Source organism: Pantoea sp. AG1095, assembly GCF_003208415.1.
Classification (GTDB): Bacteria; Pseudomonadota; Gammaproteobacteria; order Enterobacterales; family Enterobacteriaceae; genus Pantoea; species Pantoea leporis.
Genome location: NZ_QKMJ01000003.1, coordinates 1 through 16877, shown reverse-complemented (window position 1 = coordinate 16877; position 16877 = coordinate 1). Strand labels below are relative to the sequence as shown.

Sequence of the window (16877 nt, the reverse complement as noted above, 5' to 3'; positions counted from 1 at the left end):
GCGTCTTTTCGCCAGACTGAAGGAATCATTGTGTCTAACAAACCTACACAAGGGCAGATTCAGCCTGCTCGGGCTCACGACGCCCCGCAAAAACTGCAGCGAGGGCTGAGCGAACGCCATATTCAGATGATCGCGCTGGGCGGATCGATCGGTACCGGGCTGTTTATGGGCGCGGGACGCAATATTGCGGTAGCCGGAACCTCGATATTAATCATCTACCTATTGGTGGGTTTTTTTAGCTATATGGTGATGCGGGCAATGGGGGAAGTGCTGCTTAGTCGGCTCGACTATCGCTCGTTTGCCGATTTTGTCAGTGATTATCTCGGCCCCAAAGCCAGCTTCTTTCTCGGTTGGTCGTACTGGCTAAGTTGGGTGGTGACCTGCATCGCCGATGTGGTGGTATGCGGCGCGTATATGCAGTATTGGTTCCCGGAAATGTCGGCGTGGATACCCGCGTTATTTACCCTCGGTATTTTGTGTCTGTTTAACATGTTGTCGGTGAAGGCTTTTGGTGAAGCTGAATTCTGGTTTGCGCTGATCAAGGTGATCACCATCATTGCGCTGATCATCACCGGCGGATGGATGGTATTTACCGGCTGGACCTCGCCGGATGGCGTTAAAGCCTCGGTGCACAACCTCACCGATCCTGCGGTGTTCATGCCGCATGGCATCACCGGTTTTCTGGCTGGTTTCCAGATCGCGATTTTCTCTTACACCGGCATTGAGCTGCTCGGCACCATGACGGCAGAAACGCGCGATCCCGAGAAAATTTTGCCGCGCGCGATCAACTCTCTGCCGCTGCGGATTGTGATTTTCTACTTGCTCTCGATGATGGTGATCATCGCGGTGACGTCCTGGCAAGGGGTATCGCCGGATACCAGCCCGTTCGTGACGCTGTTTGCCAAAGCCGGCTTGCCTGCGGCGGCAGCGATCATTAATTTCGTCGCACTCACCTCGGCGATGTCTTCCGCCAATAGCGGCGTCTACTCCAGCACCCGCATGTTATACGGCTTGTCCGTCGAGAAGCATGCCCACTGGCAGTTTCGTATTCTTTCACGCACCACGCGTATCCCGCTGCGAAGCCTGCTGTTCTCCTGCTTCTGCATGCTGAGCGGCACCTTGCTGCTGTTCCTGGTGCCGAATGTGACAACGCTGTTCACCATCGTTTCGACGCTGGCCGCCATTCTGGTGATCTATTGCTGGGGAATGATTCTGGTCTCTTATCTGGTGTACCGCCGGCAGCGCCCGGATCTGCATCAAAAATCCAAATTTAAGATGCCCGGCGGCAGGATGATGGCGTGGGCAACGCTGATGTTCTTCCTGTTTTCAGTGGTGATCATGATATTTGATCCCGACACGCTCGCCGCGCTAGCCGCTTCGCCGGTGTGGTTCATTGCGCTGTGGCTATGCTGGAAGATGAAGGAGAAGCGGAAAACGACAGTGAAGGTAGCGGCATGATCAGGCCGCTACTTCATCAACACGTTAAACTGTGGATTGAACTCGTCGAAAATCGGCAGCGCGGCGGCACCCAGCGCGGCGGTATCGCTGCCGGTCATACCGATCTTTACGCGTGTTCCGGTGAGGTAGCGACCGCGCACCGACTGATAGAGCGGCGGCAGTCGACGCATGATTTTATCCAGCAGCACCGCAGGCATCATGCCGCCGATTATCACGCTTTCGGCATCGAAGATGCATTCCAGCAGGTTAATCGCCTGACGCAGCGGCGTTAACACGGTATCGATCCATTTATCGAACAGCGCCGGATCGACTTCCAGCAAATCTTCCGGCAAAGCGGTCATCGGATCGAGCCCGCAAAACTCGTACGCCGCCTGCAGTGAAACATAGCGTTCTAAACAGCCGTGATTGCCGCAGTAACATTCGCGTCCGCCCGGCTCCACCACCACATGCCCGACTTCGCCGGCATTATGCGCATGGCCGCTATAGACGTGGCCATCCATGATGATGCCAGCGCCCAAACCGGTGCCGATGTAGAGATAGACAAACGAATTGAGCTGACGCGCGACGCCATGAAAGCGCTCACCAATTGCTGCCACCGTGGCATCGTTTTCCAACGTCACCGGCACGCCGCTCATCGCGGCGAGTTTGGCTTCGATGTCCACCTGTTCCCAGCCGTGCAGCGTGGTCGGCCCCATCGACGAGATGCCCTCAACACCAAACGGACCGGGCATCACCACGCCAATGCCCAGCACTTTCTGCCAGCGATCGCCCAGCTGCGTTTTAATTTCGCTGAGCACATCGGCGATGCGCGCTAATGTGGCATCCGGCTGGGGTTTTTGTACCAGAATCAGGCGGCGAAAATGAATTTCGCCGGTGAGATCCACCAGCACAATCAGCAGCGTTTGGTGATCAAGATGGATGCCGATCGAAAAGGCGCTGGCGGGATTAAGCGTCACCGGAATTGCCGGTTGCCCGCGTCCTTGTTTGCGCGGCGCGCGGCTGGTGAGCAGTTCGGCCTGCTCCAGCTCCGCCACAATATTCGACACGGTTTGCGGCGTCAGCGCGGTGAGACGAGCCAGCTCGGCGCGGGTCAGTTCGCCGTGCAGACGAATGGCTTCAATGATCACGCGGCGATTGTGCGCCCGTGCGTGTTCCAGATTGGTTCCCGACGTTTTCACCTTGCTCCCTTCCCTTTCGTCACCTGCGCTGCGAATAGCCGCATCAATATCCCTGATCGTACACACATTTTACAACCCTTTCAGGCAGGTGAATGATTGAGGTGGGGATGTCGATAATTTTAACCCTTGGTGACCATCCCAACGGTTATTTGATAAAAAGCCAACCTGCCACGGCTACCAGGCCGGTTAACAACGATGCGAATACCGCGCCTGTTACGAATGAATGAGTTGTCGTCTGAAATAATTGATGAACGGGCATGGCGCTGTATTTGTATTTGGTTAATCCCAGCAGTGGATGTTGCTGGTACAGCTATTTTTCCGTTTAATAGCCCACTTCATAATTTAAACATATCCATCCGGGGGCTTGCAGGAGACAGAGTTGAAGCAAAACGCTTCTGCCGCCCCTAAGTCTTGACCGCTCCACCCTTGCAGTTCAGAGCCGTCACGCTAAATTAATGTTTTATCAGCATGTCAGTATGTTTCTATGGATAAAATCGTCGATATCTTCCTTCGCCTGCTCTACTAAGCCTTTAGATGGCAGGGTTAAAATCTGCTCACTATAACCAAACAGCATTGCATCCAACTGGCGCGCTACGCGGTGCACATCAACAATTCGGAACGACTGCTCGTCCATGCCTGTCTGTATAATGTTTGCCAGCACCTCATGCCACTCATCCAGAAAGGTTTGCATCAGACTCGCGTAAGCTTCGTCATGAGTAGAGAGTAACCATAAGGAACCATATAATTTACGGGTCGGGTCGGGGGCATCGGTAATCATCCCGTTAATAAATTCCTGCAATTTTTGCCTGGCGGATAAAGGCTGAATAATGAAACGAAATTCCTTGATTTCTGCATTGATAAAACTTGTTACTGCCGCAAGACTCAGCGACTGCCAGTCTTTAAAATAATGGTAAATATGGCTTCGTGACAGGCCCAGATACTCTGTAACATCTCGCGTTTTAACCTTATCAATACCCTTCTCTGTAAATAACTCAATAACCGCATTAAGAATTTTCTCTTTCATTAGCTCAGATTTAGCGTTCATCTCTTACCTCAGTTGACTTTGAGCAATTGCTCAAATAACATATAACATTATTGAGCACTTGCTCTATTTTAACAGAAGTACCACTCATGAACACTGAAAATATAAAGGCTATCTCCCCGACCACAAGCGCCTCCGGCACGCTGAAATCACTGGCTAACCGCTACCGCAAAAAGCTGTTCTTTACTTTTTTATTGGTCGTTGCCGAAAACGTCACTTATCTGTTGTATCCGATCCTGGCTGGCGTCTCCATTAACGCCATCATGTCCGGGCAGACGATAAATGCGATGCTCTATGGCGTATTGATCTTATTTATCTGGTGTCTGGGTGCAGCGCGCAGAAGCGTTGATACCCGCACTTTTGCCAGGATTTATGCGGCCCTGGCGGTATCCGTGATTAAGACTCAACGTAAAAATAACTTTAATCATTCAACCGTTGCAGCACGGGTTGTGTTGTCGAGAGAGTTTGTTGATTTTTTTGAACTGCACTTTCCTATGCTCATCACTTCGCTGTTTTCGATGATGGGTGCCGCAGTAATGTTGCTGATTATCGAATTCTGGGCGGGTATTGCCTGTTTGGTCATCCTGGCTTTACTGGCCTGTTTCCTGCCTGGTTTTGCCCGTAAAAATGAAGTGCTCTATAACAAACTCAATAATCGGCTGGAAAAAGAGGTTGATTTTGTTAGCAGGGCGACATCGTTATCTTTACAGCGACATTACTCCACGCTCGCCAGATTACGCATACGCCTCTCCGATCGCGAAGCAATGGGATATCTGTCAATCGGCGTGCTTGTCGCCATGCTATTTAGTCTGACCATTATCTGGATGACGCAGACAACGGGGATCAGTGCCGGGCACATTTATTCGGTCATGACCTATATGTGGATGTTCGCTACCAGCCTGGATAATGGCCCTCAACTGCTGGAGAAATACTCCCAGCTGAGTGATATCGGCCGCCGCGTCCATACGGAACAAATCTGATCCTAACGCACACTGCAAATTTTACTGCTTATTCCCGGATATTCCGATGCCGCAATTTTTTATTGAAAGGCCTGTTTTTGCATGGGTTATCGCCCTGTTTATTGTACTGGCAGGCATAATTGCCATTCCGCAGTTGCCCGTGGCGCAGTACCCCGCTGTGGCTCCTCCGAGCGTCAGCATTACGGTGACCTATCCCGGCGCCACGCCAGAAACGATGAATGAGTCGGTCATCTCGTTGATCGAGAGAGAAATCTCCAGCGTTGACGACATCCTCTACTTCGAGTCTTCAAGTGATACGTCAGGCACTGCCAGCATTACAGTGACCTTTAACCCCGGAACGGACATCAAGCTCGCTCAGGTTGATGTGCAGAACAAAATCAAGGTGGTTGAATCCCGGCTGCCTCAGACCGTACGTCAGAACGGTCTGAACGTGGAGGCGGCAAACGCGGGATTTCTGATGATCGTCGGGTTGCGCTCGCCCTCGGGTCGATTCAGCGAACAGGACCTTAGCGACTATTTTGCGCGTAACGTTTCTGAGGAACTACGTCGCGTGCCAGGCGTTGGCAAAGTACAGCTGTTCGGCGCTGAGAAAGCAATGCGCGTATGGCTGGACCCGGTCAAACTATTTAACTATAAGCTCTCGGTCAGCGACGTTACCACCGCGCTAAGCCAGCAGAACGCCCAGGTCTCGCCGGGCAGAATCGGCGATGAACCGGCGCAGCCCGGACAAGCTGTGACCTACCCGCTTAACGTACGCGGGCAGCTCAGTTCTGAGGAAGAGTTCCGCAACATTACGCTTAAGGCGCTAAGTAACGGTTCGCGCGTCCGGCTGGCTGACGTGGCGCGCGTGGAACAGGGTCTGCAGAGCTACGCGTACGCGATTCGTGAAAACGGCCATCCGGCTACTGCCGCAGCGATCCAGCTGATGCCGGGTGCCAATGCCGTCAGCACGGCAGAGGGCGTGCGTTCTCGGCTAAATGAACTCTCAACGGTGCTGCCGCAGGGCATGGCGTTCTCGGTGCCGTTTGATACCGCGCCGTTTGTGAAGCTGTCGATTGAGAAAGTCATCCACACTTTTATTGAAGCCATGGTGCTGGTATTCCTGGTGATGCTGCTATTTCTGCAGAATCTGCGCTACACCTTTATTCCGGCAATTGTCGCGCCGGTGGCGCTGCTCGGCACTTTTACCGTAATGCTGATGAGCGGATTTTCCATTAATGTGCTGACCATGTTTGGCATGGTGCTGGCTATCGGCATCATTGTTGACGATGCGATTGTGGTAGTGGAGAGCGTTGAGCGCCTGATGGTTGAAAAAGGCCTGTCGCCAAAAGAAGCAACACGTGAGTCGATGCGCGAGATTACGCCAGCGATTATCGGTATTACGCTGGTGCTTACCGCCGTGTTTATTCCCATGGGATTCGCCACCGGCTCGGTTGGCGTCATCTATCGGCAATTCACACTTTCGATGGCTGTGTCCATTTTGGTCTCGGCTTTTCTTGCGCTGACGATGGCCCCTGCACTGTGTGCTTCCCTGCTGAAGCCGATTGCGCAGCACGGCGAAGAAAAGAAAGGCTTTGCAGGCGTGTTTAACCGCCGCTTCAGTGCCCTAACGACAAGCTATGAGCGGGCATTGCACGCCACGCTGCGCCGTGGCGGCCGCGTCATGCTGATTTATGCCATGCTGAGTGCGGTGATTTTTGCTGCCTATCTGGCGCTGCCTTCATCTTTTATCCCTGAAGACGATCAGGGCTACTTTATGACATCGATCCAGTTGCCGTCAGATGCCACACAAGAAAGAACCCGTCATGTGGTTGATCGGCTTGAAAAAACGATCATGGAAAGGCCCGGCATTGCCAGTAATATCTCCATCTTTGGCTTTGGTTTTTCCGGATCCGGTCCGAACACCGCGATGGCCTTTACCACCCTGAAAGAATGGGGCGAACGGCAAGGCGCAACCGCTGATGGTGAAGCAAAATTTGTCCAGACGAAGATGAATGACGATCCCGCCGCCACGGTAATGAGCCTGATGCCGCCCGCGATTTCTGATATGGGGACTTCATCGGGTTTTGACCTCTACCTCGAAGATCGTGCCGGCCGTGGTTTTGCAGCATTGTTGCAGACAGCCTCAGAGCTAATGGAGAAAGCCAATAACAGTGGCGTGGTCAGTGATGTCTACATTGAGGGTTTACCTGCGGGTGTAAGTGCCACTCTTGAGGTGGAGAGAGAAAAAGCGCAGGCAATGGGCGTCAGCTTTGACGACATTAATCAGATGCTGTCAGTCGCGATTGGCTCAAACTACGTCAATGACTACGTAGATAACGGGCGAGTACAACAGGTTATTGTGCAGGCGGACTCCCGTTACCGTATGCAGCTGGCAGATTTACTCAAGCTTTACGTCAGGAATGCCTCGGGTGAGATGGTGCCGCTGTCGGCCTTTATCTCGACGGACTGGACCCAGTCGCCGCAGCAGCTCAGTCGTTATCAGGGCTATCCGGCGATTAAAATCACTGGCAGCGCCGCTGCTGGTTACTCCAGCGGGGCAGCGATGGCTGAAATGGACCGACTTGCCGCTTCTCTTCCAGCAGGCTATTACGCCGAGTGGACTGGCACCTCGCTGCAGGAACGTAGCTCAGCGGCTCAAATGCCGCTGTTGATCGCCTTATCCGTTCTTATTGTTTTCCTGGTGCTTGCCGCGCTGTATGAGAGCTGGTCAGTACCGCTTTCAGTAATACTTGTCGTTCCGCTGGGTATGGCTGGCGCTCTACTGGCGGTATTTCTCGCAGGTATGTCTAACGATGTTTTTTTCAAGGTCGGTATGATCACACTAATCGGACTTTCAACCAAAAACGCCATCCTCATTGTAGAGTTTGCGCGACAACTTTATGCGCAGGGTGAGCCGCTGCTTGAGGCAACGAAGCAAGCAGCCCGACTACGCCTGCGGCCAATTATCATGACGTCACTGGCTTTTACTCTTGGTGTGGTTCCCCTGATGATGGCAAACGGTGCCAGTAAGAGCACCCAGAATGCGATTGGCACAGGCGTGTTCGGCGGGATGCTTAGCGGTACGCTGCTGGCCATCTTCTTTGTGCCCGTATTTTTTGTGATTATCACATCGGCTGTGCAAAAGCTTAGCGGCTTGCTGAAAAGGGTAAATAAAGGTTGAATGCTAAGCCCAGGCAATCCTGAGTTGATTGCATTGCCATTCATCGACAATGTTAATAAACCCTGCTTTAAACGCGAAGACCCACTTTTCGCTCATAGTGGACGCTGTCATGCACAGCGTCCACTTTGGCAGGAGCGGACATTGTTGGCATCGTGATTATTGTTCACTGAGCAGTTCATATTTCGGTAATACCCGGCCATCGTCACTGACAAGGTATTTAGCGCCATCTCAGCGACCCATCCTTAACAGGAAGAGCCACAGAGTAAGCTTGCCTGAGGCTGTTTTCACACGGAGTCGAACGAAAAGAAATCAAACAATGCGGGCCCAGATTAAATAAGAGCCCCAATGTGAATGAAAATATTAAACCTGGAACGCTTCAACCATGCCTCGTAAAGCATGTGCCTGAGCAGAAAGCTCTTGCGACGCAGAGGAGGACTCTTCAACCAATGCAGCATTGTTCTGCGTTACGCCATCCATTTGGCTGACGGCAATGCTGACCTGTGAAATTCCCTGCATTTGTTCGGAAGAAGCCAGAGATATCTCGTCCATCGCATCCGCGAGTTCACCTACCATGCTGACGATTTTCATGATGCTCTGCCCGGTTCCAGTCGCCACGTTCACACCACTTTCCACCTGCCCTACGGCCTGCTCAATGAGTTGTTTGATATCCCGTGCAGCAGTCGCACTTCGTTGTGCTAACGTTCTGACTTCACCGGCAACCACGGCAAATCCCCTTCCTTCTTCACCGGCGCGAGCAGCTTCAACGGCGGCATTGAGTGCAAGAATATTGGTCTGGAAGGCAATGCTTTCAATGACGGAAGTAATATCCCTCACTTTTGTCGCGCTGAGAGAAATCTCGTTCATCGTATCCGACATTTTCTGCACATCCGCCTCGCCAGCTCGCGCCAGCTCTGCTGTCCCACGTGCAACTTGTGCCGTCTGCTGTGCACCTGCAGTATTACTTTTCACCGTTGCCGTGAGTTGCTCCATACTCGCGGCCGTTTCCTGAAGCGCAGCGGCCTGCTGTTCAGTACGCGATGAAAGTTCAGTGTTGCCTTTTGATATCTCATCAGCGGCTAAAGCAACGGATCCAGCCGAGTCTTTAATTTGTGATACCAGTCCACGTAGACTCTCCTGCATACGATCTAACGATGCCAGTAGGCTGTGCTTATCGTTACGGCGCAAGGTTATTGAGGTTGTCAGATTCCCCGCGGCGATGGCTGCCGCCAGTGCCTGTGCCTGGGCGGGCTCGCCGCCTAGCTGACGCATCAGTACACGTACGATTAAATAACCGGTCACCACAGAAATAATCACCGAGAGCGCCGCCATTATTAATAAAATAAACGCTGTACGTGTCGTCGATGCACTATTCTCAGCCATCGTATCCTTGCTGAGTGTCATTTCGATGTTCGTTAGCGCATCCAGCGATCCCATTAATGCCTGTTGCGCCGGTCGCGCAGTTTTCATGAGGTAAACCGTTGCTTCTTGCTGACGGTTATCGAGTCCCATTTGACCTGCGATCATTAACGTCTCCATCGCGGCGCTCTCAGAGGCAACGACTTTTTCAAGAGCCTCCTTCCCGTGAGAGGAAACATTGATCCTCATGCTATCCACCAGCTCACGGCGCTTCTCGATATAATTTTTCTGCTGCGAGATTAATCTTTGCCATTCAGGCTGCATTTCTACGGGATCGCTCAGTAAAGCCAGGTTGCGAACGGCAATGGCCATATCTCGAGCAATTCCCCGCATATCCTGAACCAGCGTAAAGCGCTTCATCTTGTTATTGACCGTATCTTCCATCCCATCCCGCGCCTGCCATAATGCGTTCAGAGCAATCCCCGTGCACAATACGAAAAGAATAATGAGCAGACTGAAACCCGCAGCCAGACGTGTAGATATTTTCATTTATAATTCTCTTAAAGTTCAAGATGCTTTGCCGAAGAAGAGGAATTATAGACAGTGAAATTAACCCTGCCTGCGCGACAAATTAATAAGGGCTTCACTCAAATTCATCACGCACGGAAAATATAAGAACTGCTTGAGTTATCACGGATTACTTAAGTTAAATTTGGCATTTTTAAATGCTTTGGATTAATTTAACTCCGTAAATAACTCAATTTAAATTAACCTTTATTTTAGGGAAAATATTTTATATTTTTTTAGTTACATTATTTTAAAAACGAAGCGTGTTTTAAAAACACGCTTACTTCGAGAAAATTTAACTTATGTTACGCTCTTACCATTACTCAGATTGGATTGAAAAGGAAACGACAGCTTCCTGTAATACCAGCAAACGCCATAATCATACTGAAAGTCTGGTCTATTTTGCCCTCACCGTGGTAACGGCGACCGGCATGCCCTCCTCTGGCCAACTTCATCACATACTTGAAGATCATGCTAAATGGAAAAGAAGTTGAGCGCCGAAGAGAGCATGTGAAACGGGCTGGCTTAATCTCACATTGGCAGCGTATCAGGTTGGAAAAATTGATATGACCCATCACGTCGTGCTTTAGCCTGATACATCGCTGTATCGGCATTTTCAAATAAGGTTTTTACCGTTTTTGTCCCAAATCGTGCCAGGCTGATGCCAATCGATGCGCCGATCTTTACTTCTACGCCATTGATAGCAAAAGGATCTTTCAGGCCGTCTATGAGGCGCAGTGCAATAGCGGCTGCAGCATCATGACTACTGCACGTTGCTGCCACGACAAACTCGTCTCCTCCCTGGCGTGCTAACGAGTCGCCCTGGCGCATGCAACTTTGTAGCCGTTCGCTTACCTGCTGCAGCAACATATCCCCTATTGCGTGCCCCATCGAATCGTTAACTGCTTTGAATCCATTCAGATCGATAAACAGGACAGTCGTATACGCAGGATCTTCTACGTGCGTAAGCATGGATTGTACTTTGTCGTTGATCCAGGCTCGGTTTGGCAGTCCGGTTAAGGTGTCGCGGGTCGCGAGCAGCTCAAGCATCAACATCTTTTCTTTATCACGGGTGATGTCACGCGAAACCAGCACTGCTCCGATATTTTTACCTTTAGAGGGATCGCTTACGCCGCAGGCCTTAGTGCCAAGTGTAATGTAGTGACCGTTACGATGCCTTTTACGCACCTCGACGACGTCTGGTAACTCAGCACCGTTGAAGATATTTGCCAGAACTGCCGCAGCAGGCTGCTGATCGTCGATATGCAGGAAGTCCACCACCAGCTGGCCCACCATTTCATCGGCTGACCAGCCTATCATTTCGCTATACGAAGGAGAGATCGAAACGTACCGACCATCCGCATCACAGTGGGCGATCAGATCAGTACTGTTTTCAATCAACAAACGATATTCTGTCGCCGTGCGCAGCGCGTCCTGAAGGGCTTTGCGCTGTCCGGTAACATCTAAAACGAAGCCGCTAAACTGTGTATGAGAATCACTTGGTTGGCATGCCGGCAGACCTGAAACAATCACATGGCGCATCGTTCCATCCAGACACTTGATCGGCACCTCTATATTAAAAGGCGTCTTAAACTCTAATGCCGCTGTCAGCTGCATCGCGATTTTTGCATCTTCCTCTACCAGCGCAAGGCTAAGCCACTCACAAAGCGTTATGCCTTTAAGTAGTGGCAATAAGCCTTCAGGGCTTTCCTGGCTGGCAATGCAAATGCCGCGTGCATCCGTCGACCAAACGGCAGAAAGTGTGGGTTTGATCGCGATATTCATGCTGGTGATTCCGTTGTTTGCCGATGATGCTGAACACATTTATTTCTGCTGCTAAAACCCATCAGGTGCTAAAAAAGTGCCTGATAATGATAACGTCAAGTTTTCCATCGCAGAGCTGCCAGAGCCTGTTATCAGGCATCTTAGGGCCGCAAAAGCTGATCTCTATTTATCGGCTGATGAGTTCAGGATCTTTAGTGACCGGCATTAAACATCGCCGATCTCGACACGGCGTTTCGCTTCGTGCTTTTTATCGAGCAGGTATTATCCAGCGACATCTGATGCTCATGCCATACGCGTGGGCGCGACTGAAAATGCATAGGCAATATTTACCGCTCCGTCTTCAGTCGGGCAAATATGGGTGAGTATAGAGTCATCACACTTTGCTTTCTTCTCATCGCTCTCAGAGCTGTAAACACATGACCTGCTTCGTGGTTAAAGTGGATCGTGCAGTATGCATGTCGGCTTCTCGCCAACAGCGGACATAACAGCATGCCGCTATTAAGTCACTTGAAGGGGCAAAATTTGATTCTGGCCTCGATTTTTACCTATCAAAAAATTAGGTTGCCTATCGATGCACCGCCATCAACATATAAGGTTTGTCCTGTTATAAAGGCCGCATCCTCCGACATCAGAAAGGCAATTGTTGCAGCGATCTCAACCGGTTGCCCAAACCGTTTCATAGGTACACCCGCAAGATAGCGCGCCTCACCCTCACTTCCTGGCGGATTGTTTGCCCTGAAAAGTTCGGTTTCAGTAGGACCTGGCGCCACGGCATTCACGGTAATTCCGGTCTGAGCGAGTTCCAAAGCCCAGTTACGGGTGAAACTAATCAAGGCCGCTTTAGCTGCGGCATACGCGGTCCGCTCAACGCTGCCCAGCACGGTAAGACTGGAAATATTGACGATCCTTCCCCAGCCCCGATCCTTCATTCCAGCCAGAATAGCCTGAGTTCCCTGTATCGCCGGGAAGAGATTGACGCGCATCACATCGTCAAACTGGATTAAATCGATTTCACCAAGGCGCTGTGGCTTTACCAGCCCGACGTTGTTTACTATCCCGTCAAAGACGAATTGCTGACTCAAGGATTCAAAGGTCTGGCGGGTTTGCTCAACGTCTGCCAGATCTGCGTTGATTAAGGTACCGGGAAAGTGTGGGTTAGCGCCTCGCGCCAGTCCAACCACCTGATGCCCCGCACCGGCAAGCCGATGGGACAGTGCCAGCCCGATGCCCTTACTGGCACCGGTAATCAGAAATGTTTTCTTCATCATTTACTCCAGTTATTGATCTCAGGGACAGAGCGCCGGAACAGGGTTAAAAACCATCTCTCAGATATTCTAAAGTGCAGCGCCTCAAACTGAGGCGAGCGCGTTAACGCGTTCAATCGCGCGCTTGACGGCAGGGCGTGCCGCCATCTGTTCAAACCACAGTGTAACATTCGGTGCGTTTTCAAGGCTTACGCCAGCAAACTCGCGACGCCACAACCAGCCAAAGTGCGCGATATCGGCAATCGAAAATGCCTCTCCAGCGACAAACTCATGATCGGCAAGGATGCTATCCAGCACTTTTACTGTACGGTCGGCTTCTGATGAAAAACGTTGCATTGCCAGCGGTTGCGGCCCAGCTGCCTGACATAGAAAGAATCCGGCCTGACCAAAAGCAGGCCCCAGTCCAGAAGCATGAAAAAATAACTGCTCAAATACGCGCGCTCTTTCCAGGCCAGCGGCAGGCAAAAGTTTTCCGTTCTTTTCGGCAAGATAAACCAGAATAGCGGCGGATTCGGTCAGCACCCGCTTCCCGGAACCGGCATCCGTATCGACAAGCACCGGGACTTTGCCGTTAGGATTAAGGGTGATGAATTCAGCCGATTTCTGCTCTCCTTTACGCACATTCACAGCGTGTAAAATATAATCAAGACCGAGTTCTTCCAGCGCAATCGGCACTTTGATGCTGTTAGGCGTAGCAAATGCATAGATATCTATCATGATCCTTTCCTGGTTTAAATTACCGCCGGGCCATTCCCGAGGTGCTGTGCAAGATATTGGCTGGCACGTCACGGGAATGGTAGTTATCCTGCCGGGATAACAACTATTCTTCAGGGGAATGAGATGGATCGCTTTCAGGCTATGACCACGTTTATTCGCGTAGTGGATACAGGGTCTTTTTCAGCTGCGGCCAGACAGCTCAACATCGGTCAACCTGCCGTATCGAAAATTGTGGCTCAGCTAGAAGCCCGCTTACACACCAGTTTGTTGACCCGTTCAACCCATGGCCTGACACCAACCGAGGCAGGCCAGCGATTTTACGAGCGGGCGCGTCTCGCCTTGCAGGAAGCAGACGAGGCTGAACTGGCCGCCAGAGGCGCGGGAAAAGGGCTGTCCGGAAAATTACGCATTTCAGCAGCCACCACGTTCGCGAGGCTGCATGTCATTCCTCAGCTTCCACGTTTTCTTGGGGAACACCCCGAATTGGATGTGGACGTCATTCTTGATGACCGGGTGATTGACCTGATTGCCGAAGGTGTTGACGTGTCGTTAAGGATGGGAAACCTGCCCGACTCTACTGCCGTAGCCCGTAAACTGGCGACAAGTCCACGATCCGTTATCGCCACGCCAGACTATCTTGCCAGCAAAGGGGAGCCCAGCACGCCAGCCGAACTGGCAGAACATGATGCCGTTCTTTATAATCCTCAGCCAAGCCTGTGGTCATTTACCCGTGAGGACGCGGTTATTCCCATTTCTTTGAGAGGGCGCATTCGAGTCAGTGCCGCCGAAGGTCAGCGCGCTGCCGTGCTCAGTCATATGGGATTGTGCATTGCTTCTGACTGGATGTTTGCAGGGGAACTTAAAAGCGGCGCGGTCAGAAAAGTGCTAACGGCATGGCAGCTGCCATCCATCGATTTGTGGGCCGTGTTCCCTAATGGCCGTCTGGCAAGCGCCAAAGCACGACAGTTCGCCGGCTTTGTAGAAACCATCATGGCGGAAAAATAGCTACAGCTATTCCTTATGGGAATAGCTGTTATCTAATCATGAGGCGATCCCATTTTAATGGGAATGGAATAGTGTTGTTTCACGGCCAGCCACTCCGGGCTGGAAACAACAAGGATCGCCTCCATGACAACGTTTGACTCTTATCGTAATGCCTTTGCCAATGCCCGCCTGACGCGCAAACCCAATGGCGTACTGGAAGTCCAGTTCCACACAGCCGGTGAAAAACTGGTTTTTGATGGCCACACCCACGAACAGTTTGTTTCCCTTTTTCACGCCATCGGCGAAGACCGTGAAAACCGCGCGGTGATCCTCACCGGCTCAGGTGATGCCTTTATGGACGCCATCAGCCCGGAAGGGTTCGATTTCTTCAGTCCGCTCGGTTTCGATAAAATCCTGCGTGAAGGCAAAAAGGTGCTCAGCAACATTCTGGATATCGAAGTCCCGATGATCACCGCGTTAAATGGCCCGGTGCTGCTTCATAGCGAATATGCCTTGCTGACCGATATCGTACTGGCAACTCCAGAGACGGTTTTCCAGGATAAACCCCATTTCGAATTCGGTATTGTTCCCGGCGATGGCGTTCACATTTTGTGGCCAGAAGTCATTGGCTCAATCCGCGGTCGTTACTTCCTGCTTACCCGTCAGGTGCTTGATGCACAGACGGCGAAAGAGTGGGGGGTCGTGAACGAAATTGTTCCCGCAGACAACCTCCTTGCTCGTGCACATGAAATTGCTGACGGTATTGCCGCCCTTCCGCCGCTGACCTCGCGTTATACCCGTATTGCACTGACTCAACGCCTGAAACGACTGTTAGAAGAAGGCATTGGTTATGGTCTGGCCCTTGAGGGAATAAGCGCGGCCCAGGTTGTACACACCATGGCTCAGCAACAGGCCTGATGGCTAGCCACCACCGATAAAGTAAACCACTGAACTTGATAATGACCATAACGAGGAACTCCCTGTGAACAGGAGCTCTTCCTCATTGCGAGGGGAATATTATGAAGACGTTACTGTTACCTGTTTCTGCTGGAAAATTACAGCTGAGTCACCGCGTGGTGATGGCGCCCACCACGCGCATGCGAACCGTAAAGGGCGGTATCCCGGGCGAATTAATGATTGAATACTATCGCCAGCGTGCAAGTCAGGGAGGACTACTTATCGCTGAAGCAACCGCTGTGTCTCCCTTTGCTAACGCTTATGAAGATGCTCCGGGTATTTTTACTGATGAACAACTGTCGGGCTGGCAACGATTAGTCGAGGCGGTACATGCTCGTGGCAGTCAAATCGTACTTCAGCTTTGGCATCCGGGCCGCCAGTCGCTGCCTGAATTGTCAGCAGGCCGCCAGCCCATCGCCCCTTCTGCGCTGATCGCCAGAGATACCTATGGCGTGGTTAAAAATCCCCAAGGCGTGTATGAGGGCAAACTTTTTCCTGAGCCCCGTGCTTTAGAAACGAGTGAGATAAAAGGTCTTATGGATGAGCTGCGACAGGCCGCCCTTCGAGCCAAAGCCGCTGGATTTGATGGTGTCGAGTTGCATGCAGCCAATGGCTATTTACCTGAACAGTTTCTGCTGGATGGCAGCAATCAGCGCACTGATAACTACGGTGGCAGCCTTGAAAACCGTGCGCGTTTTTTGCTTGAGTCAATGGAAACACTCAATGCCGTGTGGGGGCCGGGACGCGTTGCCTTACGTATTTCACCGAGCGGTATCTATGGCGATATGCATGACAGTAATCCCACGGCGACTTTCCGCTATCTGGTCGAGCAATTGAACCCGTTAGAGCTGGCCTATTTGCACATTATTGAACCCCGTATCGTCGGTCCAGATGACAGGGAGTCAGGACATTATTCCGAACCGGTCGCAAGCCGAGATTTGCGTGCTTTTTATCAGGGAACCATTATTGCGGCAGGCGGTTTCAAACCGGATGATGCAGAAAGTATGCTGCAACAGGGTGACGCTGATCTCATCGCCTTTGGTCGCCTTTTCACTTCAAACCCCGACCTGCCAGAGCGTATTCGCCATGCATTCCCATTGACCGCATTTAACCGCGACACCTTCTTTGGCGGGGACGCGCGAGGTTATAACGATTTTCCTGCTTATTCCCCTTTACCGCTGTAAAGGGTGGTTTGATTGCATCGACCACATGTGCTTTAGAACCATAGAAAATTTAGTCATTATTGATGATCCGGTGCGCCAAACTAATGCCGGATCATTTGTAATTTAAAATCGACATCAACTTTTTAAAGCTGAGACGTCCGCTTTTCGCTGTGAGTTCAATGGGTCGATGCAACGCTATCCTTAATCAAGGGGGGCGTTGCCATGAAACGAAGAACTCGGATTAACTACACGCCAGAGCAGA

General features: G+C 51.5%; 12 protein-coding genes. 6 read left to right on the top strand and 6 right to left on the bottom strand.

Translation table 11 applies throughout. The features are described 5' to 3' along the window. The first annotated feature begins 30 nt into the window (after positions 1-30). Positions 31-1458: an amino acid permease gene (locus DEU53_RS08730; RefSeq protein WP_110866710.1), complete on the top strand. Its 1428-nt coding sequence runs from the start codon at positions 31-33 to the stop codon at positions 1456-1458. Positions 1459-1466: 8 nt separating this feature from the next. On the opposite strand, the gene DEU53_RS08725 is transcribed toward DEU53_RS08730, so the two are convergent. Both DEU53_RS08725 and DEU53_RS08720 read right to left on the bottom strand, forming a co-directional pair. Further along, positions 1467-2636, bottom strand: coding sequence for an ROK family transcriptional regulator (locus tag DEU53_RS08725; RefSeq protein ID WP_110866709.1), 1170 nt, complete (start codon positions 2634-2636; stop codon positions 1467-1469). Between the two features lie 463 nt (positions 2637-3099). Next, entirely contained in the window at positions 3100-3681 is a 582-nt protein-coding gene (locus tag DEU53_RS08720) for a TetR/AcrR family transcriptional regulator (RefSeq protein ID WP_101761064.1), read from the bottom strand. Between the two features lie 86 nt (positions 3682-3767). On the opposite strand from DEU53_RS08720, the gene DEU53_RS08715 reads away from it, so the two are divergent. Both DEU53_RS08715 and DEU53_RS08710 read left to right on the top strand, forming a co-directional pair. Then, on the top strand, positions 3768-4658 hold the full coding sequence (locus tag DEU53_RS08715) for an ABC transporter six-transmembrane domain-containing protein (RefSeq protein ID WP_110866708.1): 891 nt from the start codon (positions 3768-3770) through the stop codon (positions 4656-4658). 46 nt (positions 4659-4704) lie between these two features. Continuing rightward, positions 4705-7821 carry a multidrug efflux RND transporter permease subunit gene (locus tag DEU53_RS08710; RefSeq protein WP_110866707.1) on the top strand — a complete coding sequence of 1039 codons (3117 nt, stop codon included), beginning with the start codon at positions 4705-4707 and terminating at the stop codon, positions 7819-7821. Between the two features lie 360 nt (positions 7822-8181). Here DEU53_RS08710 and DEU53_RS08705 read toward each other — a convergent pair whose 3' ends face one another. From DEU53_RS08705 to DEU53_RS08690, 4 genes are all read right to left on the bottom strand, one after another. Beyond that, complete coding sequence (locus DEU53_RS08705; protein ID WP_110866706.1) at positions 8182-9726, bottom strand: methyl-accepting chemotaxis protein; 1545 nt, start codon at positions 9724-9726, stop codon at positions 8182-8184. 549 nt (positions 9727-10275) lie between these two features. Then, positions 10276-11529: a sensor domain-containing diguanylate cyclase gene (locus DEU53_RS08700; RefSeq protein ID WP_110866705.1), complete on the bottom strand. Its 1254-nt coding sequence runs from the start codon at positions 11527-11529 to the stop codon at positions 10276-10278. 548 nt (positions 11530-12077) lie between these two features. Continuing rightward, positions 12078-12797, bottom strand: a complete 720-nt coding sequence (locus DEU53_RS08695) for an SDR family oxidoreductase (RefSeq protein ID WP_110866704.1) — start codon at positions 12795-12797, stop codon at positions 12078-12080. An 81-nt stretch (positions 12798-12878) separates the two neighbouring features. Then, on the bottom strand, positions 12879-13511 hold the full coding sequence (locus DEU53_RS08690) for a glutathione S-transferase family protein (RefSeq protein ID WP_110866703.1): 633 nt from the start codon (positions 13509-13511) through the stop codon (positions 12879-12881). Between the two features lie 123 nt (positions 13512-13634). On the opposite strand from DEU53_RS08690, the gene DEU53_RS08685 reads away from it, so the two are divergent. From DEU53_RS08685 to DEU53_RS08675, 3 genes are all read left to right on the top strand, one after another. Continuing rightward, a complete protein-coding gene (locus DEU53_RS08685) occupies positions 13635-14516 on the top strand; it encodes a LysR family transcriptional regulator (protein ID WP_110866702.1) in 882 nt (293 codons plus the stop codon). A gap of 123 nt (positions 14517-14639) precedes the next feature. Further along, on the top strand, positions 14640-15413 hold the full coding sequence (locus DEU53_RS08680; RefSeq protein ID WP_110866701.1) for an enoyl-CoA hydratase/isomerase family protein: 774 nt from the start codon (positions 14640-14642) through the stop codon (positions 15411-15413). 101 nt (positions 15414-15514) lie between these two features. Further along, on the top strand, positions 15515-16636 hold the full coding sequence (locus DEU53_RS08675; RefSeq protein ID WP_110866700.1) for an alkene reductase: 1122 nt from the start codon (positions 15515-15517) through the stop codon (positions 16634-16636). Positions 16637-16877: the final 241 nt, after the last annotated feature.